Here is a 17,015-nt window from a genome sequence, read left to right as displayed (position 1 = left end):
TTTCCGAATAACTGTAATTTAAGGCTAAATCAACGCAAACTAATTTCTACTTTTTTCAATGATTTCTTTTGCTTTTTCCACATTAGCCCATTCTCCAACTGTCACCGTTTTTCCCTTTTCTAAATCTTTATAATGAGAAAAGAAATGAGCTATTTTATCTAGTAAGTTTTTAGATAAATCAGAATAGTTTTTTATATTGTCATAATAGCTATCAACACTGGAGATAGGTACAGCTAATATTTTTTCATCCTCTCCTTTCTCGTCTTTGGTAAGTAATGCACCTACTGGACGCACCGATATCAAAACTCCAGGCGCTAAAGGAAATTGAGTTAGCACCAAAACATCCGCAGGGTCACCATCACCTGCGCAGGTATTTGGTATAAACCCATAATTGCAAGGATAAGTCATTGAGGTAGACAAAAATCTGTCAACTTGTAACAACCCAAGCTCTTTATTAAATTCATACTTTACAGGCTCAGCATTTGCACTTATTTCAATTACTACATTTATTTCATCTGGTTTTGTTGTTACTTTGCTTAAATCCATGGATTACCTCGTTATTCAAGAGAAGATATTATATAGCATACACTTTAAAAGTGCTACATTTATCATTCATAAGTAGAGATTCATGATTGAATAGGACCATTTGCAAAACTGTTAATAGTTGTATCATTGATCGTTGAATGTGGCGGTTCTTGAGGTGATTTTAGTAGTTGAAATAAAGCATATACTATTACGATAGTAAGTACTGCAGCAACTATGAAATTGATGAGATTATTTTGTGGCAAAATATTTGTTATTGAGTTGAATAACTTTTGCTCCATAAAGAAATAATCAGCAGTATATAATCCAATAGACAATATAAACATACCTAAAGCTAATTTACAAAATGTGTTTTTATGATTTTTGTTTTTTTTGTTACTGATACTAGAGTTTAGTCTGCATTCACTTTGTGGCACTGAGTAATACGTATTCTCAGGGTTTGTTACTAATTGTTCAAATGCATCACTATTTTGGTTTTTTAGTAGTTGCTCTAGAGTACGTTTGATATTTTTAGGATATAGAGAATCTTGACTGTCTTGCTCTCTTGCAGCTGTAAATGTCCCGTTCAATTCACTTATACCTCTATAATTAAGTGTATACTTGGTGAATCCATTTCTATACGGTAACTCAATTTTTCTTAATACCTTTATTAACTGTAAGATGTAACTGTAATACAGTGGTGTGTTGATTACTCTAGCTTTCTCATTAATATATTGATTGAGTGATAAAATATCTCCATTTCCAGTACATGTAGAAAATATACCATAACTAGAAAATAGTAATGCTATGTCTTTATCTATTTTTATACTGTGAATCGAGTAATAATGATTTATTACCTCTTTACATAAGCTAAACTCTTTATCAAATTCATTTGCATAGCTTATTTTGAGTAACTTTTTAATATTATTGAGTACTTGTTTCTCAAAGTCATCATTATTGTTAAATAGAGCTTCACCTTTCGGATTTGCTAGAATATTAAAAAGCTTTAGTTTTTTTTGATCTTCTGTCAATTCTACTTGATCTACAATTTCCCTTAGCAGTTTCTTCGAAGTGTCACAAAGAGTAGGTATTTTTTTACTTTCAACTGCAGCATATATTTTATCAATTACTTCTTGAGTATTGAACTGAGCATTTTCTGCAAGAACTCTATAAGCTTGAACATAAATTAAAAACAATCCTTGTAGACTAAATTTTAAGTTAAAATATTTATCTAATGGCTCTTGTTCTTTTTTATTAATGAATTCGAATAGACCTATATGATTTCTGTAATCCATGCAATGATGTAAGTCAGCATGTTGAAAACTGCCCAAACGAATAAATGCTGCTTCTAGTAAATTGCCCTTACCAACAATTTTTATTAACTCTTCAACTTCTTTAACCATCCCTCTAGTCCACAATATAATAATTATCTTTATAGTATAAAGAATATAGGATAAAACAGCAATAAATTTTATTGTATGTTTACATTCTGCATTAAAAAATTAAACCACCAAGTTAGGAGCATATCCAACCTCCACCTATAACTTGTTCGCCCTTATATGCTACACAGGCTTGACCTGGACTGATGCCAAAGTAATCGTCGTTTAAAATTACACAGGCTTTGTTCTTTTCGTCAGTTGAATATATTGTCGCTAAGCTTCCTGCATGTGATGACCTAAGCTTCACAGTTACTTCCATGCCTTCTTTTGGTTGTTCTAACCAATTTAACTCTTTGACCAATATCTTTTTTTGCATTAGAGCATTGATCGGGCCTACTACAACTTCATTATTTTCTGTATTAATTTTTATCACGTAAAGAGGCTCATTGTGTGCGATGCAGAGGCCTCTTCTCTGTCCCACTGTAAAATTTACTATGCCGCTGTGCTCACCTAGCACTTTTCCATGAATATCTACTATTTTACCTTTCTGCACAGATTGTGGAGCTAATTTAGCTATTGTTTTACTATAGCTTTCGGAAACAAAGCATATATCTTGACTATCCGGCTTTTCAGAAATTTGTAAGCCAAAATACTTTGCTAATTTTCTTATATCACTTTTATAGAACCCACCTAATGGAAATCGCAAAAGCTTTAACTGCTCCTCAGTAGTTGCAAACAAAAAATAACTTTGATCTTTACTTTTATCAATACTTCTGCACAACTTTACCTCACCATTTTCTTCTAATCTTCTTACGTAATGTCCTGTTACGAGCACATCCGCACCAAGATTTTTTGTAACTTGCAATAGATCGCGAAATTTTACTGTTTGGTTACACCTTACGCACGGTATGGGAGTTTCTCCACGCATATAGGTATTTGCAAAATCCTCTATTACTTCCTTTTTGAATATTTCCTCGTAGTTTAAAATATAGTGGGGAAAGCCAACACTTTCAGCCACGTATTTGGCATCATAAATATCCTGTCCAGCGCAGCATGCACCCTTTCTCGCATTACCATCACTGCCATAGAGCTGAAGAGTCACACCTATCACTTCGTACCCAAGGTTATACAGCAGTGCTGCAGCAACGGAGCTATCAACTCCCCCGGACATTGCAACAATAGCCTTAGTTTGATGCGGAGCTTTATCTTTTAATAAAGGTTCAATTTCAAATTCTTTTAGCATATAATTTATAAACACAAACCTGTGTCAAGCACTGGAATGGCTTTGTTGCACAGCTCTTCGGATAGTGGGTAATGTATAATAAATTCATGAAGCTATATCAAACTTAGCCATGCCTATTTCAGTAAATTTGTTAAGCAAATAACACTTGAGTAGCAGTTCCTTCTCACGATTAATCTCAGATTTATTCCTAAAACTAAATCCAAATATTTGCTTCAGTCGCGAGAAAAAACTTTCTATATAAGATCTCTTCCAATAATTTATCTCTTTTTTCCACCTCTTCATACCATCTTCATCATATGACTTTATGAGCTTGATTGTAGAATTTCTCTCATTCATATAATCCAACTTTGGATGCTCTACTGCATTATTTTGCGGAGGAATCCTTGTCTTTATGTCAAGCTCATCGCACAGTTTGTATAACTTCTTTCGATTATATGCCCTATCTGCATATATCGTGCTTATGTTATACTTGGTATCCACTCTTTCAATAAGATCACAGGCTCCATAGTGGTCGGAATAAACTCCACTACTGTATTTTGCAGCTATAACTTTTTTACTACCTATCTCTAGCATTACATGTAGCTTTCTTGTTTGCTCATAGCGGCGATACTTTCTATCTGTACCATTTGCCTTACTATGGCCTGGAATATTATTGTAGATGCTGATACCTGTACTATCTATAGCAATTTCAATATCTTCCATATCGTTCTTATCAACTCTGCAGTCGTTGATTTTGATATTAAGCTTTTTAAACCTTCTTGAAGCCTGCGAATAGCTGATAATTTGCAAAATTTTCCCTATTTGCTCAAGATATTTCTCTATAAATCCCACTGTTTGCCTAAGACCAATCCTGAATAGATAGGTTATTATGTGAATTAGAATCACTACTTTGTCGCTGTAGACATTGTTGCCACCTGCTACTTTTGGACTATTTTCGTACCAATTTTCAATGGCATCGTTGATATAATGAAAAACATTTCCCCTTTCTTGAAGAAATTTGTTATATTCATTGCAGTTACTGACTTTCATTCTTATTGGCATATTTTTCCTTTGTCGGCTAAATATCTATTTTATAACAAATTCCATCAGTAACTGCCTGTTCTTTCCTTGAGTGGTGCAACAAAGCCCACTGGAATCCAGTTTCTATTACACAATTTCATCGAAACAGCATACTTATTTGTAGTCAAGTTCCAGTGTCAAGCGCTGGGATGACACCCCTTCCTGCTGGAAGTTGCCTTTAAATTACTTGGTGCGTGACACTGGGATCTCATTTATATTACATAATTCCATCAAAACAATTCGATCTTCAAAAACAATTTAATCTTGCTTGAATAAAACATGGCCAAAATAGTCCATGTTTTCAAGTACTTTTCCGCTACCCAGGGCAACACAACAAAGTGGATCATCTGCAACACGAACTGGTAATTTTGTTGTTTCACTAATAACTTTACTCAAGTTGCGCAATAACCCACCTCCACCAGATAAAATTATTCCTCTATCAACTATATCAGAAGAAAGTTCGGGTGGAGTACTCTCCAGTGCAGTTCTAATAGCAGAAATTATCTGATGTACAGGCTCTATTAGGCTCTCTGCAACTTGATATTCTGATAAAAGCATTTCTTTTGGCATACCACTCACTAAATCCCTGCCTTTAATTATCATTCCCTCTTTGTTGTTTTCAACTGGCAGACTGGCTGAACCGACGTTTTTCTTAATTTTTTCAGCAGTTGTTTCGCCAATCAATAACTTATGATTTTCACGAATGTATGACTTTATTGCCTCATCCATAATATCACCACCTACTCTGGCAGAACGTGAATAAACAATTCCACCTAAAGAAATAATTGCAACTTCAGTTGTACCACCTCCTATGTCAACAATCATAGAACCTTCAGGTTCGGTAACTGGAAGTCCAGCCCCAATTGCTGCAGCCATTGGTTCTTCAATTAAGAATACTTCATTTGCACCAGCACTTTCTGCTGCATCTTGTATAGCACGCCTTTCAACTGGGGTAGATCCAGATGGAACACATATGATAATACTAGGCTTATTAACAGTGAATCTTGTGTTTGCGCTGCGTATGAAATATTTTAACATTTCTTCCGCGCTTTTAAAATCAGCAATAACTCCGTCTTTCAAGGGCCTTATCGCTTCTATTTCTCCAGGTGTTTTTCCGAGCATCATCTTAGCTTTTTTGCCAAAAGCATAAGGAACGTAACTTCCTTTTTCTTTTACTCTTGCTACAACTGAGGGTTCATCAAGCACTATCCCCTGACTTTTCTGATAAACTAAAGTATTTGCAGTACCAAGATCTATAGCAATATCGCTAGCAAATAAACCTTTGAAAGTAAAAAAATTTCTGATTAAATTCTGAACAAAACTCATACACAACTCAAGAAAACCATTTATTGAGACAAATTATACTTTTCAGATAAGTAACTAGTGTAGCACTCAATATCTAAATCCCTACCTGTTACCTTTTTTAGCTGTTCCAAAAAGCCATAATTTGCACTATATACATTTTTAGAGAACCAATCGATAAGTAAACTGAAATCTCCTTTTACTATAGAATCTAAAAATTCGTAATGATTTTTCTTAATGAAAGAAAAAAACTGCACAGCAGCGATTAACGCTATGACTTTAATAGGAAAGTAGCCTATAACACCACTTATCCAATACTCATCTTGAAAATAAGTGTCTAGCTCATTTTTAGCTTTTACTGAAATCTTGTAATGCTTCATACCTTCCAGCCATTTATCGTGTAGATCTTTAACTTCTAACGTACCATTTATTAGATCTTGTTCTAATTTAGTTCTTAGCATAATGTGAGCCAATAAACTAAATTCATCCGCATTCTTCAAAAAAGATGAAAGATTTACTTTATTGAAAATCAAATACAAATTTTCAACACTACTATTAATTTTGCCTTTTGTAGAAAGTTTCTCCTTTATGTGTGGTTGAATGAACTCAATAAATTCTCTCGATGTTCCAATGATCTTTTCCATGAATAACCCTTGAGTTTCATACATAATATGTTTTGTAATTGAGCTCTTTATAGAATTTTGCGCTAAACATTTTTGATGAATTGCATAACCAGTATGCCGTAAAAGTAAAAATAAACCATAACAAAGGTCAGATTCATCATAATCGATAGAATCGTAATAAGAAATGGAAATCTCATTTGGTGTAACACTCATTTGCTGTAAGAATAAGGAACCAAGTTCAATCTGTCTCTGAACCGTAACTTTTTGTATATTAGTAACCTTATCCTTCTTCTGCTTTTGAGTTACTTTCTCTACATTTTCACTAAAAAATTTACCTAGCTTAGGAAATATTTCCTTTATGTTCTTTTCTGTGATATTAGAGTCATAGTCAGCAAGCAATGACTCATAGTTTGAGCGCTTTAATTGCTGCGATTTTATAGAAGCTGCTTCACGAGTAAGCTTAATTAGGTTAGTAAAGCATTCTTTCAGCTTTTCTAAGTTACTAATTTCAGAATTAGTTAGCCTCCATAAGTTTTGGCATTCAATCTTAGCTTTGGACAAAGATTTTACTAAATCAACAGGAATAGCACTGCTGCTTTTGTGTATCCCCTCTATTAACTTTAGCTGCTGAATATTAGCACTCTTTTTATTCCTAAGAGCATTCGCTAATGATTCCTTTATTGCATCATGAGAGATAATTTCATGTCTGATTTCCTCTAGAAGACACATTTGTTCAACTTTGTCCTCTACATTCAATTGGCTTTTGCTTAGTAGTTTTAGTGTGTTTTCGATATTCCTTACCTTATGTAATACTTCCTCTAAAAACTTATAAGATCTCATTTTTATTCATTGCTTTGAAACATCTGCTTAATATCGTAATAGATTAATAATAAAGTTAAAAGTATATTTGCTTAAAGTACAATAAAAAATTGTATTTTTATTCTTTTATTGTACTTCATTGCTAAGAATTGAGCATCTTATCAGAAAATTAATTATAAGATTGTAAAGAAAACATTTAGTATTTTATTTCCCTTGACTCTATTCTAGTATAGAGGGATTATTAGTACTAAAATTAAAATTACGCACTATATTTTAAATTTATGGAGGTTTAGTGATGTGGAGTAGACTGATTATAATGTGTTGTTTTTGTTTACTGCTTACTGGTGTAAGTTCTTGCCCTAAAAAAGGAGTAAATACGACAAATAAAATGAATGCTGTTGTTAAGCAGATAGGTGATAAAAGAGTTTTCTTTGGTTATGATGAATCTAGTATCAGTGAAGTGAGTGCAGATGCATTACTTGACGTGATGGAAGTGTTACAAAATAATCCTGACGCAAAGGTCACTTTAACTGGTCATACTGACAATCGTGGTTCTCACGAGTATAATCTTGCACTAGGAGCTAGAAGAGCAGATGCAGCTAAAAAATTTATGGTCAGCTGTACACCTTATCTAGAAAATAGAATAAAAACTGCTTCTAAAGGTGAAACTGAGCCTTTGGTTAATGTAAAAGATGATTCTAGAAATTCTAAATATGAAAAAGAGCATGCTAAAAATCGTAGAGTGGAATTTTCATTTTCTGGAATAAAGAAGTAGTTTCTTGCATTAAAACCTGGATCCCAGTGTCAAGCACTGGGATGACAAAAGAGAGCAATTCCGCTGCTTGTTAGCGGGATCTATATATACCACAAATAAGTCGCTGTATGACGTAGAGACTATCTGGCCATCAAGAAACATAATGAAATTAGAGTTATTATTTCAAAATATAGCTAATAGTTTTGCTTTCCATAACCAAATCGCAGTTGCAGTATCAGGTGGTGTAGATAGTATAGTCTTACTGCATTTAATGACTAACTGGGCAAAAAAAAACAAGCTTTCACTTCCTATAGCATTAACAGTAAATCATGGGTTACGTTCAGAGTCTCAAAAAGAAGCTGATTTTATTATAAGTTATGCAAAAGCACTTGGAGCAAAGGAATCGTTCATATTAAATTGGGAGAAGCAAAATATTAAAGGTAATATTCAGTTACAGGCACGAAAAGCACGATATAAGTTACTAGCAGAGTGGTGTAAAAACAATAATGTTAAATGTTTGCTCGTTGCTCATCACAAAGATGATCAAGCAGAAACGTTCTTATTAAGATTGGAGCGAGGTAGTGGAGTAGATGGATTATCATCAATGGATTACAAATCTTTCTTAAATGGTATTTATATATTTAGGCCGTTGTTAAATTTTAGTCGTAGTGAAATAGAAAGGTATGCTAAGCTTCATCAGTTAAGATGGATCGAAGATAGAAGCAATTATGACTTAAAATACAGACGAACTTTATACCGTAACTTACTTAAAGCAAGTGATAATCAAGATGTTCTAACAGAGCGAATATGCCTTACAGCACTTCATATGAAAAGAGCTGCAAAAGCGTTGATGCACTACACACGCCTTGCATTTGATGATTGTGTTAATGTTCATGATTTTGGTTATATTGAAATTAAACTAAGTGAATTTTATCAATTGCCAGAGGAAATAGCCTTGAGGCTTCTTCTTTACTCTATAATGGCAATTGCCAGCAAACATTATAAACCAAGGTACAACAGCCTTATCGTAATATTTAATAAAATATTGCAAAAGGGTAGTAATGTTAACTGTACACTTTCTGGGTGCAAAATAAGAAAATATGGAGAAAATATCTTAATAATTAGAGAATCGTCAAAGATACAAGAAATTACTGTACACTTACCATTAAATGGTTCTATTGAATGGGATAACAGGTTTAGCTGCACAATATTTGGAGATCAGGAGTGTTCAGTAACTATTGCTCCACTAAAGAAAACACAAAAAATCCCTGAATTTCTAAAAAATTATGATTATTGCTCTGAAGTTTACTATTCTTTGCCTACAGTACAAAAAGATGGAAAGATGCTTGCTTATCCTGATGTAAATTATAACGGAAAAAATACCGATGATGATAAGGTTCGATTCATTATTAATAGCACGATAAAACAAAATTTGGTAAGCTTGATTAGTATTTAATTAGAAATGTAAATGAAAAAATTTTTAGAAGGCTTATTGATCTGGTTAGTGATTATTGTTCTTATTTCAGTTGCTTATATTCAATTTAGCGGAAGTATAGGTAAGAGTAAAACAACCATACCTTTTTCAGAATTTTTAACTAGACTAGAAGATAATGATATAGAAAATATTACAATAAGAAACCAAAGCATCGAAGGGAAGTTTAGGGATGGGTCAGCCTTTAACTCAAGTGGTGTTATATATAGTGACTTAATAAAAAGTTTGCATGATAGGAAAGTGAAGTTCTCCTTTTCAATTGGAGACTCTGCAATAGGTATAATTGGTGGATTACTTATTCAATGGGTTCCGACGCTTATCTTTATCGGTTTATTACTTTTCCTTTTTAAACAAACGCAAGCAGGAGGTAATAGAACTATAAGCTTTGGCAAATCAAAAGCTAGGCTTATGACTACTGGAAAAAAAGTGACATTTGATGATGTTGCTGGGATTGATGAAGCAAAAGAAGAGTTGGTTGAAATTGTTGATTTTCTTAAACAAAGGCAAAAATTTCAAGTGTTAGGTGGGAAGATACCAAAAGGATGTCTTTTAATTGGTTCCCCTGGAACTGGTAAAACTCTACTTGCTCGTGCAATTGCAGGTGAAGCTAATGTACCGTTTTTTAGTATTTCTGGATCTGATTTCGTTGAAATGTTTGTCGGTGTTGGTGCAAGCCGTGTCCGGGATATGTTTGATCAAGGCAAGAAAAATGCTCCTTGTATAATTTTCATAGACGAAATAGATGCAGTAGGTAGGCATCGCGGCATTGGTCTTGGTGGCGGTAACGACGAAAGGGAACAAACATTAAACCAGTTACTGGTTGAGATGGATGGTTTCGAGTCTAATGAAGGTGTGATAATAGTTGCTGCAACTAACCGTCCAGACGTCCTAGATCCAGCACTACTTAGACCTGGTCGTTTTGACCGACAGATTACTATTTCTTTACCTGATATAAATGGGCGTGAGAGAATATTAAATACGCATATAAAGAAAATATCGATAGCACCAGATGTAAACGTAAAAACAGTTGCGAGGGGAACGCCAGGTTTTTCAGGGGCTGATCTAGCAAATTTAGTGAATGAGTCTGCGCTTATTGCTGCAAGAAGAAATAAGAAAATTGTTACCATGGATGATTTTGAGTATGCACGTGATAAAGTGATGATGGGCATGGAAAGAAGGTCCTTAGTCATTACAGAAGAAGAAAAAAAGCTTACTGCTTACCATGAAGCTGGTCATGCAGTAGTTGCAGTTAATATGCCTGCTTCTGATCCTATACACAAAGCAACAATTATTCCACGTGGTAGAGCACTCGGTTTAGTTATGAGACTACCAGAAACAGATAGAGTGTCCCTCACAAGAGAAAAGATGCTAGCAGATATAACTGTTGCAATGGGTGGACGTGTGGCAGAAGAGCTAATTTTTGGCTATGATAAAGTCACAAGCGGCGCATCTTCAGATATAAAACTAGCATCAGATTTATCACGTGCTATGGTGACAAAATGGGGAATGAGTGACAAAATAGGGCCAATATATCACAATCGTGAACAAATCACACATGATTCTGAGACAATTTCTGAAGATACGTTAAGACTTATAGATGAGGAAATAAAGAAAGTTGTATTTTCTTGCTATGAAAAAGCAAAAGACATTTTAACCAAGCGTAGGAAAGACTTGGAGCTCATTGCTGAAAATCTACTGGAGTTTGAAACTTTAACAGGAGATGAAATAAGAGACATATTAAGTGGAAAAAAAATTGTTAGAAATGAAAATGAAGGTAAAGAAGAGATAAGAAGATCCTCTCTCTAATAAGATCTGGCTTTATTTAACCGCTAAAACAAAAATTTTTAATTAATTAGCTTAAGTTATAAGATCATAGTTAAGCCGATGTATTTTATAAATGGACTTTTTTGAACATTCTTCCAATTTTTTTCTAAATAACTCTTTGCCTATTTAAATAAGTATGTTCAGTATTAGAGCTTTCCAGACCGCTACTAGGAGAAAGATTAGGTTCTTGACCTTTAAACATCTCTATTAGCTTTAATACAGGAGCAGTTCCTGCTACAATAGCTCCTATAACAGCAGTAGCACCCATGATGAGAAGAATCGGTTCTGCAGTGGTGATTACACAAAGCTCAATACATAAACCAGCAATGACCATACCAACCATTATACCAATGAAAGCACCTACAATTATGGATGAAACTACACCAATTAATTGTCCTATTTTTGAACTAAGTGGTACTTCTCTTTCACGTCTAACAAAATTTGGCCGCATTCGCCTTCCCGCTCTTCTTCGTTCTCTCATTATTGTATATTCATCCCTATTTTCGGAGAGATTTAGTGATACTTCACTTGGCTGCATTTGTTCTCCTGGTCTTCTTATATTTTCACTCCTGTTTCCAGAGAGATTCAATGACGCTTCTCTTTCTCTAACAAAATTTGGCCGCATTTGTTGTTCTCTTGCCCTTCTTCGTTCTCTCATTATTATGTTTTCCTCAAAGAAGTTTAGTGGTACTTCTCTTTCACCTCTAATTCTAACATGATTTAGCTGTGCTTGTTCTACTAACAACCTTATTATACTTTCTATTTCATTTAGCGTTGCTCTTCCTCCAATATCCTTAATTGCCTTCTCAAATTTTAATAGCGACTTGTTATTTAGTCTGACATTATTCTGAGAATCACAAACAATAACCCAATCTAAAATTGGCTTTTTTTGACCACCATACTCTATATCATCATTAATGTGTTCCTTTAGTTTTTTAATTATCTCTACTGCTCTTGTTTCCATAGCTTCTATGGCGCTATCTTCACTTTCTATGAGTATATTGAAAACAATTCCTAATAACTCCTGTTGTAAATCCTTTCCTTCTTTAATATTCATAATTAGCCTCAACTTTTATATGCTATTTTGCCAAAATAATTTTACCAAATAAGTAATATATATACAATAATTCTCGTTTAAAAATTTTTTTACATTGGCTTATCTCAGTTATGTTTTAGGATGTAAAAGCTTCTTACTTTAATAATTTATTAAAGTAAACCATATATGGATTGCTATTTAGGAGCAGCTGTTGTACTTTAATCAGAAAGTACAGTAATGTAAGAAGGAGGTACTTTATGTCTTTAAAAAATGAAATTTCTGAATTGATAGAGCAACAGCTTGGCATTAAATATCATGACAATTGCTTAGCTTACACTATCCATAATTCGGCTGCAGGTGAAATATCCGATTCTATTGCTCTTTGCATAGTTGGCTGTGGCGATTGTGAGATTAAGTATCAAGGTATTGCTAATTCATTTAACATAACGAAAGAAGAAATTAACCAAAGTAATATAGAAAGCATAAAAAATAAGATAGAAAGTGAAGCTAGAAAAGAAGGTAGTGAATTTTCCGAGTTGATTTCTAGAATGGATCAATCGCTGAAAGAACAAAGTGAAAAGTCTATTATACAGATTTTAAATTCATCTGCTGAAGAGATGTTAAGGAGTTTTTGTGGTAGTTCTATACAGAGAACAGATGATAAAGAAGTTAGTCTGTCCTCTGCTTCACATGAAGAGCCTGCTACAGAAGATTCGGAAACTACTATTAATTCTGATCTTTTATCAATTTAACCAGCTCCTCATATAAATTTTTTCTGTACCCAAGCTATATGTTTGTGAGAGGATAGTAAGCACTACATTTTTCTATTTCCATTATAACAGATTCGTCTATTTTCATGATGATCTTACTATTTGTACTCTGTCTAGGACTAAGCAATAGAAATAGTAGGATAACAGTAGTCAACCAAGATTCCAGCATCACGTACTAGGATGATATAAGTATCATAATTTACGATTAGATTGACATAGGGTAAAGAGTAAATTAAAAGTTAAATAGATCTTTTAATACAGAATAAATGCCTATAGAAATATTGATGCCTGCTCTTTCCCCAACAATGAGTAAAACTGGAGGAAAAATTGTAAAGTGGTGTAAAAAAGAACAAGATAAAGTTGAAATAGGTGATGTAATCGCTGAAATTGAGACTGATAAAGCCATAATGGAGTTTGAATCTGTCGATGAAGGAGTTTTGGCAAAAATTTTAGTGTCGGAAGGAACAAGTGGCGTGCCTGTAAATCAACTGATAGCTCTAATGTTAGAGGAAGGGGAAGATAAAAGCGCACTTGATTTAGCTTCTGCCATCAATACCAAGGTTGAGAAGGAGGTTGAAGCCGATTTTTCAGTATCATCCAACCCTTCGATTTCATCTAGCTCTTTAATGTCATCCCAGTGCGTGACACTGGGATCTAAAAAAGAGGATAGAGCAACAGAAAATAGAATAAAAGTAAGCCCCTTAGCTAAAAAAATAGCTCAAAATGAAGGTGTTGATATAAAGCGATTAAAAGGTACAGGTCCATATGGTCGTATCATCAAAGCTGATGTATTAGAATTTTTAGATCAAACTAAAAGCTATGAGAGATTTGAGGAAAATACAACAGTTGAAGTAAGTAATATGCGCCAAGTGATAGCGCAGCGCCTAGTTGAATCTAAGCAAAATATTCCACACTTTTATTTAACTGTAGACTGCTACGTTGATAAGCTAATATCGCTCAAAAATGAGGTTAATTCAGCAAATGAGAACAATAAAGTAACAATTAATGACTTAATTATAAAAGCTGTGGCTTTCAGCATGAAAAAATTTCCTGATATAAACTCATCGTGGATAGATACTAAAATAGTAAGATACTCAAATATAGATATCTCAATTGCTGTAGCGCTTGAGGATGGACTGATTACTCCTATAGTAAAAAATGCTGATGAAAAAAGTGTTTTATCTATATCAAAAGAAGTGAAAGATTTAGTAAATAGAGCAAGATCTGGAAAATTAAGGCCTGAAGAATTTCAAGGAGGAGGGTTTACCATTTCTAATTTAGGCATGTTTGGTATAAAAACTTTCAGTGCTATAATCAATCCACCACAGTCTTGCATTATGGCTGTCGGCGCATCTAAAAAACAACCAGTTGTCATAAGTGAAAAAATAGAGATAGCAGAGGTAATGACAGTTACTCTCTCTGTTGACCACAGAGCAGTTGATGGAGCACTCGGAGCAAAATTTTTAAATGCCTTTAAGTACTATATAGAAAACCCTACGGTGATGCTTCTTGAGCCTTTATTATTATAATAAAATTAATACCTCTTAGTTTATACTTTTATTAGTTAATAGGTTTAGAGGTAAAATATGACTTATAAAAAGATAGAAAAACGTAGTATATCTTTTGATGCTACAAAATCAAAATTTTCAAACGATAGGTTTCAAATAGATTCCTCATCTAATGAGTCAATAGATACCATTGGTAAAAAATTTAAGTATGAAGTGAAACTTCCAGGTGTTATTCACACTACAACAAGAAAAAATAATGTTGGAAGCGGATTAAATGAGTTGGATCTAAGAAAGAAAAATGAAAACTCTTTCAAGACACCAATAAAGAATATTGAAGAATCAGATAGTAAGAGAAACCAAAGTCATTTGCTGTTTCAGGAGGACTCATTTCCAGAACTACCAGCATGTGCATATAAGCCAGCACTGCTGCCAAAACCATCAAAAGAAAAAATAAAGGAAGCTGTAGATAAAATGCGCAATAATAGAAAAGCTCATAATTCTGCAAGTGTTGAAAATGGTGTTAGTTCAGACAGGTTCAAAGTGCGCCCGTTCTTATGTAGTGATATAGATGGATATGTAGCTCCTGACAAACGTGACCGTAATCTAGAAAGGTGTAGGGTTACACATGATAGCAGTAAGCTTGAAGCACAAATGGAAAGAAAGCATGGGTTTCAATCAGATCCAAGTGTTAAGCATGTAAAGGCTGATACTGTAGTATGTTCTATTACTAAAGGTCATGACAAAAAAGGCGTTAAATCTGATGTCTCATATACACAAGAGCCTACATCAGAAATGTCTAAGGTTAATGTGAGAGAATTAGCAAATAGGTTCCGCGGCTAATCATTATTGGATTTTTCGAATAACAATTGCTTAAGATTTTATAAACTGTGCATATAGTACTCTATAAGAGAAAGAGAAGTGTGACAACTTCTCTCTTTCTTAACCACTTGCTGAAGAACGTTTATCTTCTGTGGCATCTGGTGATGGAGCAACTAATCTACTCAAAATCTCATCTTTGGTCCCATAGCATAAATAACCCCATCTGACATGACGATCACTGTATTGACTACAGATAGTAGCTGTAGCTTATGAGTGATGATAACAGTGGTAGTATTTTGCTCTCTTGCAACATTGATTGCATTAATCAAGCGCGCCTCTCCATTACTGTCTAAGTTAGCATTCGGTTCATCAAGCACTAAAAGCTTAGTATTACCATAAAAAGCCCTTGCAAGTCCAAGAAGCTGTTTTTGGCCACCAGAGAGTATTACTCCTCCAGGTCCTCCTATTGTTGTATCATACCCATTTGGTAAGCTCAGTATTAATTCATGTATTCCTGCAATTTTTGCTGCTTTGATTATTTCTTCAGGATTTGGATCTGGTCTCATGCGGGCAATATTAGCTTTAACGCTCGTGTTAAATAACTCAATATCTTGAGGTAAGTAACCAACATAATTACCAAAGTTCTCTCGATTCCAAGTATATACATCAGCGCCATCTAGTCTGACTACACCTGATATGGGTTTCCAAACACCAACGGTTAGTTTTGCAATGGTCGACTTACCAGAAGCACTTGCACCAATAACACCAACAACATCCCCTGGTTCTATTACAAATGAGATTCCTTTTACTGTTGGCTTATTGCTCCCATAAGGAGTAAAAAATACCCTATCAAATTCCAACTTCCCTTCAGGCTCTGGTAGAGCCATAGTTTGCTCTCTTTTTGGGGATGTTAGGATAAGTCTTTGCAGCCTGCCATATGACATCTTGGCTTGATTTAAAAATTTCCAAGTATGAACTGCTGCATCAAATGGAGCCAATACTCTACCCATCAAAATCGAGGCAGCAATAATGCTACCGGCAGTTTTGTGAGCTGTGATTGCAAGTAATGCACCTGTTCCAATTACTGAAATTTGGAGAGTTGAACGTAAAAATTTAGTAATACCAGTAATTACATTAGAACGATTCTGCGCTGTAACTTGCATTGCACGATTTTGATCATTCCGTTTACACCAATCAGAAACTATAAATTCTGACATGCCCATAGCTTCAACCACCTCTGCGTTTCTTGTTGCAACATCTATAGCATTAATATTGCGTATAGTTTCTTCATTGGTTTCTCGCAATATACGCTTAGTGGCAAGTTCATTCCATACTGCCATTGAAACTAATATAATGATCCCGGCAATAGCTATAAACCCTGTAGAGGTATGTATCATAAAGATCACAACAAGGTAAATTAGCGACCATGGAGTATCGAACAGTGAAAATATACCATTTCCTGTAATGAAATTTTTTATTACTCCAAGATCTCGTATTGCTTCACCACTTGAAGTTGAGCTTTGTACTGATGTTAACCTGATTGACCTTACTATTAGATCTGGTGTTGCAGTTTTATCAATCCAATCACCAATTTTAGCCATAGCTAAATATCGACAAGTTTCAAGCATTGCAGAACATGCAAACGCAGATAAAGTAATAATCGTCAGCATAACTAGTGTTGACACACTCTCGCTCGATATCACTCGATCAAGTACCTGAGAGGTATAAAGTGGCAAAAATAACATTAACGCATTAATCCCTGAGCTAAACCAGAAAATGAACCAAAACGCACTCTTGCACTTCTCTAGACAAGTATATAGTATACTTTGCTTTAATTCCTTTTTTATTGACGGAGTGATTTCCAC

13 protein-coding genes and 1 pseudogene are annotated in these 17,015 nt (G+C 34.3%); 6 read left to right on the top strand and 8 right to left on the bottom strand.

The features are described 5' to 3' along the window. Nucleotides 1–39: 39 nt before the first annotated feature. The 6 genes from ppa to AAHF52_RS04295 form a co-directional block, all read right to left on the bottom strand. The gene (gene ppa / locus AAHF52_RS04320; RefSeq protein ID WP_019236780.1) at nt 40–546 is read right to left on the bottom strand and encodes an inorganic diphosphatase; all 507 of its coding nucleotides are present in this window, start codon (nt 544–546) and stop codon (nt 40–42) included. Between the two features lie 80 nt (nt 547–626). Further along, nucleotides 627–1,925, bottom strand: a complete 1,299-nt coding sequence (locus AAHF52_RS04315) for a hypothetical protein (protein ID WP_019236779.1) — start codon at nt 1,923–1,925, stop codon at nt 627–629. Nucleotides 1,926–2,037: 112 nt separating this feature from the next. Further along, nucleotides 2,038–3,144, bottom strand: coding sequence for a tRNA 2-thiouridine(34) synthase MnmA (mnmA, locus tag AAHF52_RS04310; protein WP_019236778.1), 1,107 nt, complete (start codon nt 3,142–3,144; stop codon nt 2,038–2,040). 84 nt (nt 3,145–3,228) lie between these two features. After that, nucleotides 3,229–4,185: an IS5 family transposase gene (locus AAHF52_RS04305; protein WP_213863789.1), complete on the bottom strand. Its 957-nt coding sequence runs from the start codon at nt 4,183–4,185 to the stop codon at nt 3,229–3,231. A 276-nt stretch (nt 4,186–4,461) separates the two neighbouring features. Continuing rightward, the gene (locus tag AAHF52_RS04300) at nt 4,462–5,529 is read right to left on the bottom strand and encodes a rod shape-determining protein (RefSeq protein WP_007302210.1); all 1,068 of its coding nucleotides are present in this window, start codon (nt 5,527–5,529) and stop codon (nt 4,462–4,464) included. Between the two features lie 20 nt (nt 5,530–5,549). Beyond that, nucleotides 5,550–6,968, bottom strand: a complete 1,419-nt coding sequence (locus AAHF52_RS04295) for a carboxypeptidase (RefSeq protein WP_007302209.1) — start codon at nt 6,966–6,968, stop codon at nt 5,550–5,552. A 274-nt stretch (nt 6,969–7,242) separates the two neighbouring features. Here AAHF52_RS04295 and AAHF52_RS04290 point away from each other — a divergent pair, with 274 nt between their 5' ends. The 3 genes from AAHF52_RS04290 to ftsH all read left to right on the top strand — a co-directional run bounded on the left by AAHF52_RS04290 (nt 7,243) and on the right by ftsH (nt 10,999). Then, the gene (locus tag AAHF52_RS04290) at nt 7,243–7,722 is read left to right on the top strand and encodes an OmpA family protein (RefSeq protein WP_007302208.1); all 480 of its coding nucleotides are present in this window, start codon (nt 7,243–7,245) and stop codon (nt 7,720–7,722) included. A 142-nt stretch (nt 7,723–7,864) separates the two neighbouring features. Next, nucleotides 7,865–9,157, top strand: a complete 1,293-nt coding sequence (tilS, locus tag AAHF52_RS04285; RefSeq protein WP_264376657.1) for a tRNA lysidine(34) synthetase TilS — start codon at nt 7,865–7,867, stop codon at nt 9,155–9,157. Between the two features lie 12 nt (nt 9,158–9,169). Next, nucleotides 9,170–10,999 carry an ATP-dependent zinc metalloprotease FtsH gene (ftsH, locus tag AAHF52_RS04280; protein WP_254229344.1) on the top strand — a complete coding sequence of 610 codons (1,830 nt, stop codon included), beginning with the start codon at nt 9,170–9,172 and terminating at the stop codon, nt 10,997–10,999. Nucleotides 11,000–11,123: 124 nt separating this feature from the next. Here the strand turns inward: ftsH and AAHF52_RS04275 are convergent, their stop codons facing one another. After that, entirely contained in the window at nt 11,124–12,074 is a 951-nt protein-coding gene (locus AAHF52_RS04275; RefSeq protein WP_264376656.1) for a hypothetical protein, read from the bottom strand. Nucleotides 12,075–12,310: 236 nt separating this feature from the next. Between AAHF52_RS04275 and AAHF52_RS04270 the strand changes: the two genes are divergently transcribed. From AAHF52_RS04270 to AAHF52_RS04260, 3 genes are all read left to right on the top strand, one after another. After that, nucleotides 12,311–12,805, top strand: coding sequence for a hypothetical protein (locus AAHF52_RS04270; RefSeq protein WP_019236773.1), 495 nt, complete (start codon nt 12,311–12,313; stop codon nt 12,803–12,805). A 284-nt stretch (nt 12,806–13,089) separates the two neighbouring features. Continuing rightward, nucleotides 13,090–14,352 carry a pyruvate dehydrogenase complex dihydrolipoamide acetyltransferase gene (locus AAHF52_RS04265; protein WP_342068381.1) on the top strand — a complete coding sequence of 421 codons (1,263 nt, stop codon included), beginning with the start codon at nt 13,090–13,092 and terminating at the stop codon, nt 14,350–14,352. 57 nt (nt 14,353–14,409) lie between these two features. Further along, nucleotides 14,410–15,171 carry a hypothetical protein gene (locus AAHF52_RS04260; protein WP_007302202.1) on the top strand — a complete coding sequence of 254 codons (762 nt, stop codon included), beginning with the start codon at nt 14,410–14,412 and terminating at the stop codon, nt 15,169–15,171. Nucleotides 15,172–15,270: 99 nt separating this feature from the next. Here the strand turns inward: AAHF52_RS04260 and AAHF52_RS04255 are convergent. After that, nucleotides 15,271–17,015 (bottom strand): annotated as a pseudogene (locus AAHF52_RS04255) (type I secretion system permease/ATPase).

This window comes from Wolbachia endosymbiont (group B) of Melanargia galathea (assembly GCF_964030625.1).
Classification (GTDB): domain Bacteria; phylum Pseudomonadota; class Alphaproteobacteria; order Rickettsiales; family Anaplasmataceae; genus Wolbachia.
This window is presented reverse-complemented; position numbering and strand designations above follow the sequence as displayed.

Bases quoted from the DNA above. Each gene is read 5' to 3' on its own strand.
- AAHF52_RS04290 (WP_007302208.1), top strand. From the start codon at position 7,243: ATGTGGAGTAGACTGATTATAATGTGTTGTTTTTGTTTACTGCTTACT.
- AAHF52_RS04275 (WP_264376656.1), bottom strand. From the start codon at position 12,074: ATGAATATTAAAGAAGGAAAGGATTTACAACAGGAGTTATTAGGAATT.
- tilS (WP_264376657.1), top strand. From the start codon at position 7,865: ATGAAATTAGAGTTATTATTTCAAAATATAGCTAATAGTTTTGCTTTC.
- AAHF52_RS04270 (WP_019236773.1), top strand. From the start codon at position 12,311: ATGTCTTTAAAAAATGAAATTTCTGAATTGATAGAGCAACAGCTTGGC.
- mnmA (WP_019236778.1), bottom strand. From the start codon at position 3,144: ATGCTAAAAGAATTTGAAATTGAACCTTTATTAAAAGATAAAGCTCCG.
- AAHF52_RS04260 (WP_007302202.1), top strand. From the start codon at position 14,410: ATGACTTATAAAAAGATAGAAAAACGTAGTATATCTTTTGATGCTACA.
- AAHF52_RS04265 (WP_342068381.1), top strand. From the start codon at position 13,090: ATGCCTATAGAAATATTGATGCCTGCTCTTTCCCCAACAATGAGTAAA.
- AAHF52_RS04300 (WP_007302210.1), bottom strand. From the start codon at position 5,529: ATGAGTTTTGTTCAGAATTTAATCAGAAATTTTTTTACTTTCAAAGGT.
- ppa (WP_019236780.1), bottom strand. From the start codon at position 546: ATGGATTTAAGCAAAGTAACAACAAAACCAGATGAAATAAATGTAGTA.
- AAHF52_RS04305 (WP_213863789.1), bottom strand. From the start codon at position 4,185: ATGCCAATAAGAATGAAAGTCAGTAACTGCAATGAATATAACAAATTT.
- ftsH (WP_254229344.1), top strand. From the start codon at position 9,170: ATGAAAAAATTTTTAGAAGGCTTATTGATCTGGTTAGTGATTATTGTT.
- AAHF52_RS04315 (WP_019236779.1), bottom strand. From the start codon at position 1,925: ATGGTTAAAGAAGTTGAAGAGTTAATAAAAATTGTTGGTAAGGGCAAT.
- AAHF52_RS04295 (WP_007302209.1), bottom strand. From the start codon at position 6,968: ATGAGATCTTATAAGTTTTTAGAGGAAGTATTACATAAGGTAAGGAAT.